Origin of the sequence: Micromonospora sp. WMMD730 (assembly GCF_049178955.1) — a bacterium.
In the GTDB taxonomy this organism is placed as follows: Bacteria; Actinomycetota; Actinomycetes; order Mycobacteriales; family Micromonosporaceae; genus Micromonospora; species Micromonospora wenchangensis.
Window position 1 is genome coordinate 4,359,389 of the sequence record NZ_JBMHML010000002.1, and the last position, 12,422, is coordinate 4,371,810.

Consider the following 12,422-nt stretch of genomic DNA (forward strand, 5'->3'; position numbering starts at 1 on the left):
AGGGGTGTCGATGACTGAGCTTGCTCGGATACCGCTCGCCGGGGGCGGCGTCGTCCTGGTCGAGTCGGCCGAGGTGGACACCGCCGGTGGCCCGGTGAAGGCCGGTCGCGTCGGCGACCGGGTGCACGAGATGTCCGCGACCCTGCAGGACCTGTTGGAGCCGGTGGTCGACGCCGCCCAGGTCCTGCTCGACCAGCTCAGCCGGGCCAAGCCGGCCGAACTGGAGGTCGAGTTCGGAATCGCGCTGTCCGCCCAGGCCGGCGCGGTGATCACCAAGACAGCGATGAGCGGCAATCTCAAGGTCAAGATGAAGTGGCGGCGGGACGGGCCGGAGGTCCCGGTGCAGGAGGAATCGGGCAGCGTGGACATCGCGTGACCGATGCCGTCGACCTGCGGTGGTCCAGCAGCGTGGCCCAGATCCTCGACGCGCGGGACTCCGCGGCCGGGGCGGGCTTCCTGATCGCCGAGGACGTCCTGGTCAGCTGCGCGCACGTGGTGCTGGCGGCAGGAGCCCGGATCGGCGACCCGGTGCGGCTGCGCTTCCCGCAGGCGGCGGGCACCCCGATGGTGAGCGGCCGGGTGCTGGCCGACGGCTGGCAGCCGCCGGACGGCGACGACATCGCCCTCGTACGGCTGGATTCGGTCCCTGGGGGTCTGCGACCGCTCCCCCTGGCCGGGTCCGGCGGCCGGCGGGGGAACCGGGTGCGGTCCTTCGGTTTCCCGGCCCAGGCCGGTCCCGGCGGCCACTTCGGGTACGGGCGGGCCGGTGACCTGCTGCAACCGGCGCTGCTGCAACTCACCGCAGCCAACGACCTGACCCAGGGGTTCAGCGGCAGTCCAGTGTGGGACGACAGCGCCGACGCGGTGATCGGCATGGTGTCTGCGGTGACCCGCCCGGACGCGCTCGACCGGGGCACCGGCATCGGGTATGCGACGTCCGTCGCGGCCCTGCGGTCGGCCTGGCCCGCGCTGGTGGTGTCCGATTCCTGCCCGTACCGGGGACTGGACCCGTTCGGGCCGGAACATGCCGGGGTCTTCCACGGCCGGGCCGGCGCCGTCGACCGGGTCGTGGTCGCGCTGGCCGACCGGCCACCGCTGCTGTTGCTGCTCGGCCCGTCCGGCGCCGGGAAGTCGTCGCTCGTCCAGGCGGGTGTCCTCCCGGCGCTCGCAGGGGGACGGCTGCCGGGCAGCGCAACGTGGTCGACGATCGTGGTCAGGCCGGACGATGCGGGTTTCCCGCTCGGGGAACACGAGTTGCTGGTGATCGACCAGTTCGAGGACCTGCTCATCACGCCCGCGGCGGGGCCGGTCCTCGATGGTCTGGTCGCCGCCGCCGGGCGGCCGGGACGCACCGTGCTGCTGGTCATGCGGGACGACTTCTACCCCCGGCTGGCCGCCGAAGCGCCCGCCCTGCTCGAGCTCGTCGGCCCGGGAATCATCAACATCCCGGCCACGCTCACTCGCGCCGAACTGCACGACATCATCGAAGCACCGGCCGCCGCGGGCGGCGCGCGGCTGCAGGACGGCCTGCCGGAACGGATCATCGACGACGTCCTCGCCGCCGATCCCCGGGCGGCCACGGCAGTCCTGCCGCTGCTGGAGGTGGCGCTGAAGCAGCTGTGGGAGAGCCAGGAGGACGGGGTTCTGACGCACCGCGCGTACGAGAGGTTCGGGGGCCTGCGCGGCAGCATCACGACCTGGTGCGACCAGACCGTCACCGGTCTCCCGCAGGTCGCCAGCCGGGACGTCCTGACGGCGCTCGTCCGCCCGGCCGACGCCGCGCACCACATCCCCGCCGTGCGCCGCCGACGCCGGTTGTCCGAGCTGCGGGAGCTGGCGGGCGACGCCGACGACGTGCTGGCGGTCCTCACCGCCCAGCGGCTGGTGGTGACCAGTGCCCCGGCACCCGGTGCCGAACCGGTCGCCGAGCTGGCGCACGACGCCCTGATCCGTGACTGGGCCACGCTGCGCAGCTGGGTGCGCAACGACGAGCAATTCCAGCAGTGGCTGCAGCGCGTCGAGGAGAAGCAGCACCGCTGGTCCGACCGGCGCGAGCCCGCCGAACTGCTCCGCGGGCGGGACCTCGGCGAAGGACGGGACTGGTCGGCCAACCGGCGACTGCCCCAGGACCTGACCGTCTTCCTCGCCGCCAGCGAGCGGGCCGCCAGGCGGGCGACCCGGGTACGCCGGACCCTGCTGGCCGGCCTGTGCGTGCTGACCCTCGTCGCCACGGTCGCCGCAGTCGCCGCGCTCCGCTACGCCAGAAACGCGAACGAGCAGCATGCCATCGCCCTGTCCCGGCAGCTCGCGGCGCAGAGTGGCAGCATCGACGGCACGCAGCCGGTGACCGCCCGCCGACTCGCGGTCGCCGCCTGGAAGCAGGCACCCACCGCCGAGGCCGGGGACGCCCTGGCCGCGCGCCTCACCGAGGGGCAGTCCGGCTTCGTCGGTCACTCCGGCGCAGTCCACGCCGTGTCGTTCTCGCCGGATGGCCGGCAACTGGCGTCCGGCGGCGAAGACGGCACCGTCCGGTTCTGGCAGGCGGCAACCGGCAGGGTCTGGCAGACGGCCGCCGAGGGGCCCGCTGCCGCGCCACCGGCCGGGCACACCGGGGCGGTCACCGCCGTGGCGTACGACCCGGCCGGGACGGTGCTGGCGTCGGCCGCGGCGGACGGCACCATCCGGCTGTGGGACACCACGACGGCGCAGCCCACCGGCGGACCGCTCACCGGTCACACCGACCGGGTCAGCTCGGTGGCGTTCGCCCCCGACGGCACCCGTCTGGCGTCGGCCGGGTGGGACGGAACCGTCCAGCTCTGGAACCGCGGTACCGGCGAGCAGATCGCCTCGGTCGCGCATTCCACCCGGGTGCAGGCGGTGGCGTTCAGCCCGGACGGCAAGTGGCTCGCATCCGCCGCCGACGACGAGACGGTGGTTCTCCGCGACCCGCATACCGGCCGGGCCGTCGGCTCCCCGATCACGACCCGGAGTTCGATCCGTGCCCTGGCCTTCGACCCCACCGGGACGAAACTCGTGACGGGGGGTGACCGAGGCGACGTCACCCTGTGGGACGTCGGCAGACGGCGGCCCGCCGACCTGCCCGCCGGCTCCGAGCCGGTGCTCACCGTGGCGGTCAGCCCGGGCGGCACCCGGGTGGCGGCCGCCGGCATCGACCGGACGGCCCGTCTCTGGAACCCGGCCACACGGGTTCCGGTGGGTCCGCCGATCACCGGCCACGGCGCAACGGTGTGGTCGGTGTCGTTCAACGCCGACGGTCGCGTCCTCGCCACCGGAGGTGCCGACGGCCGGATCCGGCTGTGGGACTCGACCACCGGCGCGCCGACCACCGCGCCACGGCCACTCGACGGCGGGCGAACGCTACCCGTCGCCACGGCCGGGACGTCGACCCTGACGGCCACCGTCGACGGCGAGAACAACCTCCGCCTCTGGGAGGCGACGACCGATCAGCCCTACGGGGTACCGCTGCCAGGTTCCGTCGGAGCGGTGTCACACGTCGCCACCGACCCTGACCGGCGGGTCGTCGCGGCCGGGGCAGGCAATCGCATACGGGTGTGGGATCCGCGCTCGGGTGGGCAGATCGCCGGTCCGATGAGCACCGACAGCGACTACATCGCGAGTCTGACGATCAGCCCCGACGGCACCCGCGTGGCCGCCTCCGGCAGTGACGACCGGGTCCGGATCTGGGACATCGCCACCGGGCGGCTGACCCAGCTCATCCGTACCGGCGGCGACTTCTTCGTCCACGAGGCGATCTTCGCCCCCGACGGTTCCCTGGTCACCGTGGGCAGCGAAACCGGTGTCCGGTTCTACGACGCGGACACCGGAACGCTGATCCACGACTACCGCACCACCTACCGGTACCCGGTCAGCGCACTGGCACTGGATCCCGCAGGCACCCGGTTCGCGACGGGCAGCCGCGACGGACCGGTCGAGATCCGGGACACCGGCACCGGTGCCCTGCTCACCCGGTTGCAGACCAACGACGCGAAGGAGGCGACGGCCCTGGCGTTCATCGCCGACGGGTCGGTCCTCGCCGTGAGCGACGGAGCGTTCCGCGAACCCGGCACGATCCGCTTCTGGGAGATCGCCACCGCACGCCTGCTCGCCTCCCGCACCGGCCACCCGTCCCGGATCGCGGGCCTGGCGGTGAGCACCGACGGCGTCCTGGTGGAGTCGGTGGACGAGGTCTTCCAGACCCGGGACTGGTACGTGCCGGCGCCCCGGGTCGCGTACGCGGAGTTGTGCGCCCGGCACGGCTCACCCACCGGGGCGGAATGGAAGCGGTACGCCCCCGACGAACCCGGCCCTCCGTCGTGCGAGCCATGAGATCCCCGAACCGGTCGTCGCAAAGAAAGTGTCGACATCCAGCGACTCATCGAGGCCATCGGCTGAAGTGCCCCCTGTCGGCCGGACACCCACCTGACTGTCACTGACCACCCGGTCATGTCGACATGGCGACGTAGCGGCAACCGGAGCGAGTCGGGTCCTAGAGTGCGGTTCTCGAGCTGGCAGCAGACCTGGATTCAGGGGAGCGACGCTGCCCACGGCCTGATCGTCATGACCTGGAACGTGGGAACTGTTTCGACCCGACGGCACGGGCCACAGCGGCGGCCCTGGGGTCCGTGGTGCTCCGGGGCCGCCGCTGGTTGACGAGCACGGTCTCCGACTGCTCGTTGACGGTGCTTGGTGCGGGCCTTCGGCGTGCTCGTTCCGGTTGGTGGCAAGCCGTGGCGGTGACCTCGTGGCGGGCCGGATCGGTGGGGCCCTTTGCCCTTCACCGTCGGCTGTCAGACGATCAGGAGAATTTGATCGAGCCAGCCCGGTTGTTCCAGCCGTCGCCGATGGTCGCGAGGTTGGAGGCTTCATCGATCCAGACTGACTGGGCACCGGTGAAGTTGATCCCGTCGAAGAATTTGACGTCGCACTGGTTGTAGGTGCGCACCGATTTGATCCGGTTGTTCCAGTTGCCCCCGCTTGTCGTCCGCAGGTCATCCCACTGCAACTCGGCGTCGTACTCAGGGGTGCAGTTACTGTTCTGAGCCCAGGTCAGCAGCGCGCCGCTGAAGCCCGTACCGTCGTAGGTGCGGGCGATGACAACGCTGGCCTGCGTAGCCCCCACCGCGCGCAGCGCTTGCGTTTCGGTATCGGCGCAGCGCAGTAGGCGGGTGTCCACGTTGACCGCGCAGTTGCGCGGCTGTTCCTTGGCGACGGCCGGCGAGCCGGGTGCTCCGAGCAGGCCCAGCACACCAAGCACGGCACCGGTCGCGACGATCATTCTTGCGTCCACCGTCTTCTCCTTCGGGTCGGCTGCGGCGGTAACCAGCACGGCACCCACCTCGTCACATTGATTGACGTCGATGACGTTACCGGAACCGCCTGAGAGGTGATGTCCGGAGCGCCGCAGCTCGGGAACCACACGTTTCCCTCGGCGGAACCAGACAGGGGCAGACCAGTGTCAGTGACCCAACGCATCCGGCTTCTTGATCATGGCCTGGCGGCCCGCACGGAGGAAGGCAGCAGGGCGGGATCCCCGGCAAGGCAGGAGTCGACCAAGATCTGTGACCCGCCCGGCCGCTTGCTGCTCTGCGACGGGGCACGTCCCGACTCGATGCACGGCATCACCCAGGCCCGCACCGCCGGCGTGGGTGACCTTCTCCCGAACGCACCCCTGCGCGTTCAGAACCTCGCCGACACCATCGAGCGGCTACAGGCGCGGCGCGGGCTGCACCGGATGGACGACTTCCTGCGCCTGATGCACAGCCATCAACATGATCAATCGCAGAACGTGTGCCAGAGCCAAGTTCAGCCGGCGTTGACAGTTCATGGTTGCTCTTCTCCCCGTCAGGCGTCGTGGGCGGGAAGGCGGTTCAGGCGCTGGGGTGATCAGTGGCAGCCGCGGTGTCGCGGGCGGCATCGAGATTCGCTCGCAGGGCTTCAACCTTCGCTGTGGCGTACGCGTGGGAATCCGATCCCAGCACCAGGCGCAGGGGCCCTCCCCCGTCGACGACCTTCTCGATCATCCGCTCGGCGGCTTTGACGGGGTCGCCGAGCTGGTTGCCCTGCAGATCGAGGTGACTCTGCACCATCTCGCGGATGGCCGGGTAGGCGTCCGAGGGCGCCGCGGGCAGTGCCAGTGCGTCGGTGGTCAGGAAATCGGTGCGGAGATAGCCCGGTTCGACGATGGTGACCTCGACGTTGAAGTCCGCGACCTCGGCCGCCAACGCCTCGCTGATCCCTTCCACGGCGAACTTGCCGGCGCAGTACAGCGCCCAGCCCGGCACGGCGGTGAGACCCAGAACGGATGACACGGTGACGACATGGCCGCTGCGCTGGCCTCGCATGACCGGCAAGGCGGCGCGCAGGACGTTCCAGACTCCGACGACCTGCACGTCGAGCATGTTGCGGACGTCGACCGGGCTGGCCTCCTCAACGGCACCGAGGTAGCCGTAGCCGGCATTGTTGACGACCACGTCGAGGCCGCCGAAGCGAGAGACGGTCTCCTCGACCGCGCGTCCGACGGCGTCGGAGTCACGGAGGTCGACGTTGAGGGCGAGCAGCTTCGAGGTGTCCACGCGGCCGTCGAGCGCAGTCGTCAGGCGCTCGACGGTACGGGTGGTGGCGGCGAGGTTGTCACCGCGCTGTAGTACCTGAACAGCCAGTTCCAGGCCGAGGCCGTGCGACGTACCGGTCACGAACCAGGTGGCCGGGCGATCGGTGGGGATGCTCATGGGGGTCCTTCCGGGAGGTGTCGTCTCGCCGAGCCGTTCGGCGAAATCGGTATGAGTTCGACTGTGTCCGTTGTGCGGCCGTCGTGGGCGGTCATCTCGAGCCCTTCGAGACCTGGGAACGCGCTGCCTAGGACTCCTAGGTCCACCCGGCCCGCCGGCCCGCGAGGCAGAATTGGCCCATGCCCGCCATCAATCGCGAGCTCGCCGACTTCCTGCGACGGGCGCGCAGCCAACAGGACCCGCAGCGAGCCGGACTACCGACAGACGCCCGCGTGCGCCGCGTGCCCGGCCTGCGCCGCGAAGAGGTGGCGCTGCTCGCCGGGGTCTCGACGGATTACTACGCCCGCCTCGAACAGGGACGTCGCATCGTGCCTTCGCCGGCGGTGATCGATGCGCTCGCACGCGCGCTCAACCTCGATCCGGCCGGCCGGAGCCACCTCGAGAACCTCATCGGCGTCGGCTCGACCGAATCGCCGCGCGGTCGCACAAGGGGAGCCGTGTCGGGGGTGCAACGAATTCGGCCCGGCGTGCAGCAGCTCCTGGACAACCTCGACACGGTGCCGGTACTCGTCCTCGGCCGCGGCAGCCACGTGCTGGCTGCGAACCGGCTGGCTCGGGCGCTGTTCGCCGACTTCGAGCGGATGCCAGCACGCGAGCGGAACTACGCCCGCTGGATACTCCTCGACCCCGGAGCCCGGGAACTGTTCGTCGACTGGGACCAGCAGGCAAGAGCCGCCGTGGAGAGCCTGCGCCTCGAGTTCGGCGCCCGTCCGAACGACCGAACGCAAACCGAGCTCATCGACGAGCTACGCACTCAGAGTCACGAGTTCGACCAATGGTGGAACGAGCACCGGGTCTACCAGCGCACTTACGGGACCAAGCGACTTCGCCACCCGGTCGTCGGCGACCTGTCGATCGACTACGAAACACTCACTTTGCCCGGCGACAAAGAGACCACCGTGTTCCTCTACAGCACCGAACCCAATTCACCCTCCCAACGCGCCTTGAACCTGCTCGCGAGCTGGTCGCTGAGCCCTCCATCAATCCGACACGCCCCGCCGGCCTGAAACACCATCGGGACCTGTTCGGAGATGGAACGCGCCCGATCTCACCCGGACGGCCGACACCCTCGCTACCACCGCTACCGGCTCGCCGAACACCACGCCCCAGCGTCGATCGCCGGCCCGGCCCCCCGACATCATGATCGCGCGACGACTCACCACGGAGACGACCAGCCTGCGCATCGGCAGCGGCGGCGTGCTGCTGCCGTACTACAGTCCGTTCAAGGTGGCCGAGACGTTCCGCGTCGTGCGGGCCCTGGCGCCGGGCCGGATCGATCTGGGCATCGGGCGCGGCGCCGGGCCTCGTCTCGAGACGCCGTGCGGTTGAGCAGGCGTTGCATCCGATTCGGTGCGGTACCGCCGGCAGCCTCGGCGAGGGTCCAGCCGTTCTTGCCGGCCAGGGGCGACAGCAACCCGACCAGGTAGGCCAGCGCCTGCCGGCATGGCTCTGGCCAGCCCGAACCAGTGCGAGAACCGCGCCAGCAGATCATCCAGACCTGTCCGCCAACCCACGATCTCATCGATCAACACAGGCACGGGAGCTTGCCCGCTCTGCGACTGACCACAACAGGCAGAAAGTGCACTCACCCAGCCCGCCCGAGATCAGCATCGACATCCGCAGCTACCCGGCCGGTGCCGGGAAGGCGTCAATCACGGGGATGAACTGCGGAAACGTCAGATCAGGCAGGTGCGGCTGGAGCACTGGGAGCCGGGCATACGCTCACCGGCTCAGTCGACGATGGTCGCCGTGCGCGGCTCGCGGCCCAGCGCAGGGTCGAGGTAGCGGCCGTAGCCGTAGTCGCCGAGCAGGGTGGCGCGGTGCGCGCGACGGCGCACGTCCAAGGGCACGCCGGCGGCGCTGTGGACACGCGCCAGTTGTCCCAGACGATGACGTCGTCCTCGCTCCACTTGTGGAAATAGGCGTAGCGCTCGTCCACGAGGTGGTCCGCCAACTGGTGCAGCAGGGCATCGCTTTGCGTCGTGTCCATGCCGAGTAAGAGGTTGATCTTGGTCGAGTCGCCTGGTCCAACGGGGTCGCGTGAGTCCATCTGTTCGCGGTCGGGCCCCAGCTTCAGCGGGACGGCGTCCGGGCCGGTCCATCGCGCGCCGGCCCCGTCCATCGCGCCAGAGCATCCACGGAGCACCCCGTGAGACGCCGCGTGGACAATCAATCGCCAGCCGGCCATCGGGTCACGGTCGGCCCCGAACCAGGTTACGCAGAACCACTCACATGGACATGGTCCGCTCCGGGTCTCCGATCAGCCGACGGCGCACACCGAACGTCCTACAACGACGGTGGGCGAGCCACGCCTCAGTGCATGGACGGCACCAAGAGTCCATGCACTCAGCCGCGACGCCCCGGGCCTGGCTCACGTACGGGTAGCGAGCGGACCAGGCTGGCGTCTGTCCGGATCGGTAGGTCGTGTCCCACCGCGATCGGATCGTGGCCGACTCGGGCGCACAAACCGTGCCCCCGAGTCGGCGCGACAATCGGCAGTCCGCTACCGGCGGCCGAACTTGACACTCACCTCTGCCACTGGTCAGGCGGGTACGAACTGCCACTGCTGGTTGGTCCCGCCGTTGGCGGTCCACTGCACGACCTGCGCTCCCTCGCTGGTCGAGGCACCGTAGACGTCGGCTGCCAGTCCGTTGCCACGGCTGACGATGGTGTAGTAGCCGTCACCGGTGGGCCGCAGGTACCACATCTGGTTGGTGCCGCCGTTGGCCGACCACTGCTGCAGTTGCAGGCCCTGCGTGGTGCTGCCGCCGTTGACGTCGAGCACCTTTCCGGAGGCGGTGTAGCGCAGGGTGAAGGCGTCCTGTGTGGTGCTGATCGTCCAGGTGGGGGTGCCGCTCTGCTGGACGGTCTTGGCGCCGTCGGCGGTGGAGTTGCCGGCGATGGCCAGGGGCTTGCCGCTGTTGCGGTTGACGATGCGGTAGGTGCCGGGTGCGGGTCCGGTCCCGCTGCCTCCGCTGAGGTTGAAGTACTCGACCGCGTCGGTGAAGACGGGGCTGCCGGACTTCGTGGTCGACAGCTGCAGGTACACGCGGCTCCCGGTGGCGGGGGTGGTGAAGGACACCGGCTGGGTGACCCGCGAGCCGAGCGGGACGGTCAGGGTCGTGCTGCCGGACGCGACGACCGCGCCGGTCGGGCTGTCGAGCCGCGCCGTCCAGGTGAAGCCCACCGAGCTGTCGACGAAGTCGTCGTTGAACACGGTGATGTTGCGGGTGACCGTGGCGTTGCGGGCGTAGCTGGGTACCGCCTGCGGCAACGGAAAGGTGCCGTTCGAGTCCGAACTGCCGGAGGCCGACCAGTACGGGAGGTCGACTGCAGCCACCGGGTTGAACGCCGCCTGCACGCGCTGGATCTGCGGGTTGCTCCAGGGGTCGGGCAGGTTGTCGGCGCCGTAGATGGGGTGACCACCCTCCTCCGGGGTGAAGTCGGTGCTCCGCACGCCGGGCACGACGCTGGCCCAGGCGGACAGCAGCGTGTACGGGCGCAGGTCGGTGGCGCCCTTGCCGCGCTTGGCCAGGGTTGCCGTGGCGAACCACGCGAAGCCCTGCTTGTTGTTGCATGCCGGCCAGATGTACTCGCCCTCGCCGTCGGGCCGCCCGTTCACGGTGATCAGGCCCTCCCCGTACCTGCCGAAGCCGTCGACGTAGTGCGGGATCACCGCGAAGTTGGCGTACGTCATCCCGGGATACAGGCTGACATTCCCGCCGACGCCCACCTCGGCAATGATCGGCCGGGTGCCGTCGGCGCCGTTCATCGCCGCGTACAGCTCCTTCTCGAACTGTTCGGAATCCTGGCCGCTCTGGTTCGGCTCGTTGTTCTGACTCCAGCGGATGATCGCGGGGTGGTTGCGGTCGCGCAGGACCAGCGCACGGGCGTGGTTGACCATGTTGTCGTGCCCGACGGACTCCTTCCACTCCTGCGAGGATTGGGAGCCGCGAATCGCGACCTCGTCGATGATCATCAGGCCCATCTCGTCGGCGACATCCAACATGTACGGGCTCCCGGGCTCCTGGTGGATGCGCACCACGTTGTAGTTCAGCCGCTGGTAGTTGTCCACCGCCTGCGGCCAGCCGCCGTTGCCGGACGACGGGGGCAGGAAGCCGGGCAGGGTGTGGTAGGCATCGCCCTTGCCGCCGTTGTTGATCCGGTCATAGTCGGCACCCTGGAGGTTGTCGCCGCGGAAGTTCACGCGCACGCCGTTGAGGTAGTAGTAGTCACCGTTCTGGGTGGCCTCCCGGAACCCGAACCGGTACTCGGCGTCGCTCGTCCGGCCGTCGTCGGTGACGGCATGCACCGTCAGCCCGTGCAGCTGCGCCCGGTACCCCGACCGGTACGGCACGTTGGGCCACCAGTACGAGGTGCTGTCGAGGTTCCACGCGACCGGCCCGACGGTCACGGTCACGGTCGAGCGGGCCGCCACGGTGATCGTACGGCTGGGCAGTTCCGGGTAGCTGAAGGCCGTCCCGTTCTTGGACGCCAGTGACCCGGTCAACGTCACCGACCGGGGACTGCCCGACGTGTTGCGCACCGTCACGTCGTAGGTCAGCGTCTTGTTCGCCACCGACGTACGCACGAATGTGTCGCTGACGTACACCGCCGGGTACACCCGCAGGAATGCGGACCCGAAGATCCCCTGCGGTACCGCCTCGGACCACGTGGCGGCGTCGGGCACCAGGTACCGGCCGTTGGATGCCTTCAACGCGCCGCGGCCCTTCACGTTCACCGTGATCGTGTGGGTGGTGCCGGGCGCCGCGTAGGCGCTGATGTCGAAGTTCGACGGGGTGAACGCCGTCGTCTGGGTGGCGACCACGCGGCCGTCGACCGACAGTGTCGCCTGGTGGTTGACGGCGCCGAACTCGATCCAGGCCGACTGCGGCTGCCCCGAGTCCGGCACGGTGATGCTGCGCGAGTACACCGCCTCGTTCACGGTGGTGAAGCCCTGTTTGTACCAGCCGCCACCGGGCACCGCGATCGTGGTCGCCGCCCGGCCCGCGGGCGTGAAGCCCCAGGTTCCGCTCAGGTCGACCGAGGCGATCGCGGCGTTCCCGGCCGCCACACCGTCAACACCGGCGGCGGCCACGGCCCCCATCGCGCCCGGCGCGGCCAGGGCCGACCGGGGGGTCGCCAGGGGCAGGCCGCCCAGCGTCAGGGTCAGGCCGAGCGCCACGGTCGCGGCAAGCCCTCTGGCCGACGCCGACAATCGGACACCCCAATGGGCGTTCGTACGATGCACGGCAACCTCCTGTGACTCATCCGTCAGCTCCGTAACGTCGGTTCAGGGCGCAGCCTCAAGGCCGATACTCGAACCGATTCGACGAATCTGCCGGCGTCGCCGACCACCCCGGAAGGGTGACTACGGCCCGGATACATAGATATGTATTAATGGACCTATCGAGCGTGAAGTCAAGGTTTCAGGACGGTTACTTCCTTCTCCTGGCACCTCGCAGGCTTCAAGCGGCCGCCGATGAGCACGCCCCTTCCGGAGCGCTAGGGCATCGCGCTCAGGCATTCCGTGCCGCCGGCTCACCGACGTGGCGCCGACGGATTAACGAATCGATTCGACTATGCGGTTGCCCGGCTGCGTGACACGTCGAA

Annotated in this window: 7 protein-coding genes and 1 pseudogene; 4 read left to right on the forward strand and 4 right to left on the reverse strand. The window is 69.8% G+C overall.

Annotated elements, in window-relative coordinates; genetic code table 11:
- Positions 1–10 precede the first annotated feature (10 nt).
- Both ACN265_RS18730 and ACN265_RS18735 read left to right on the forward strand, forming a co-directional pair.
- Positions 11–376 carry a CU044_2847 family protein gene (locus ACN265_RS18730; protein WP_204925230.1) on the forward strand — a complete coding sequence of 122 codons (366 nt, stop codon included), beginning with the start codon at positions 11–13 and terminating at the stop codon, positions 374–376.
- Positions 373–4,347, forward strand: a complete 3,975-nt coding sequence (locus ACN265_RS18735) for a trypsin-like peptidase domain-containing protein (RefSeq protein ID WP_421408735.1) — start codon at positions 373–375, stop codon at positions 4,345–4,347. Before ACN265_RS18730 ends, ACN265_RS18735 begins: the two co-directional genes overlap by 4 nt.
- 469 nt (positions 4,348–4,816) lie before the next feature.
- On the opposite strand, the gene ACN265_RS18740 is transcribed toward ACN265_RS18735, so the two are convergent.
- A complete protein-coding gene (locus ACN265_RS18740) occupies positions 4,817–5,437 on the reverse strand; it encodes a peptidase inhibitor family I36 protein (RefSeq protein WP_421408736.1) in 621 nt (206 codons plus the stop codon).
- 451 nt (positions 5,438–5,888) lie between these two features.
- Positions 5,889–6,749: an SDR family oxidoreductase gene (locus ACN265_RS18745; RefSeq protein ID WP_420116094.1), complete on the reverse strand. Its 861-nt coding sequence runs from the start codon at positions 6,747–6,749 to the stop codon at positions 5,889–5,891.
- 179 nt (positions 6,750–6,928) lie between these two features.
- Here ACN265_RS18745 and ACN265_RS18750 point away from each other — a divergent pair, with 179 nt between their 5' ends.
- The gene (locus ACN265_RS18750; RefSeq protein ID WP_421408737.1) at positions 6,929–7,816 is read left to right on the forward strand and encodes a helix-turn-helix transcriptional regulator; all 888 of its coding nucleotides are present in this window, start codon (positions 6,929–6,931) and stop codon (positions 7,814–7,816) included.
- A 133-nt stretch (positions 7,817–7,949) separates the two neighbouring features.
- The gene (locus ACN265_RS18755; protein ID WP_421408738.1) at positions 7,950–8,138 is read left to right on the forward strand and encodes an LLM class flavin-dependent oxidoreductase; all 189 of its coding nucleotides are present in this window, start codon (positions 7,950–7,952) and stop codon (positions 8,136–8,138) included.
- 550 nt (positions 8,139–8,688) lie between these two features.
- Here the strand turns inward: ACN265_RS18755 and ACN265_RS18760 are convergent.
- Positions 8,689–8,997: pseudogene (locus ACN265_RS18760) on the reverse strand (TauD/TfdA family dioxygenase); the annotation flags it as partial.
- A gap of 354 nt (positions 8,998–9,351) precedes the next feature.
- Complete coding sequence (locus tag ACN265_RS18765) at positions 9,352–11,994, reverse strand: RICIN domain-containing protein (RefSeq protein WP_421408739.1); 2,643 nt, start codon at positions 11,992–11,994, stop codon at positions 9,352–9,354.
- Positions 11,995–12,422: the final 428 nt, after the last annotated feature.

Excerpts from the sequence above, each read along its gene's own strand:
- ACN265_RS18730 (WP_204925230.1), top strand. The coding sequence starts at position 11 with ATGACTGAGCTTGCTCGGATACCGCTCGCCGGGGGCGGCGTCGTCCTG.
- ACN265_RS18750 (WP_421408737.1), top strand. The coding sequence starts at position 6,929 with ATGCCCGCCATCAATCGCGAGCTCGCCGACTTCCTGCGACGGGCGCGC.
- ACN265_RS18755 (WP_421408738.1), top strand. The coding sequence starts at position 7,950 with ATGATCGCGCGACGACTCACCACGGAGACGACCAGCCTGCGCATCGGC.
- ACN265_RS18745 (WP_420116094.1), bottom strand. The coding sequence starts at position 6,749 with ATGAGCATCCCCACCGATCGCCCGGCCACCTGGTTCGTGACCGGTACG.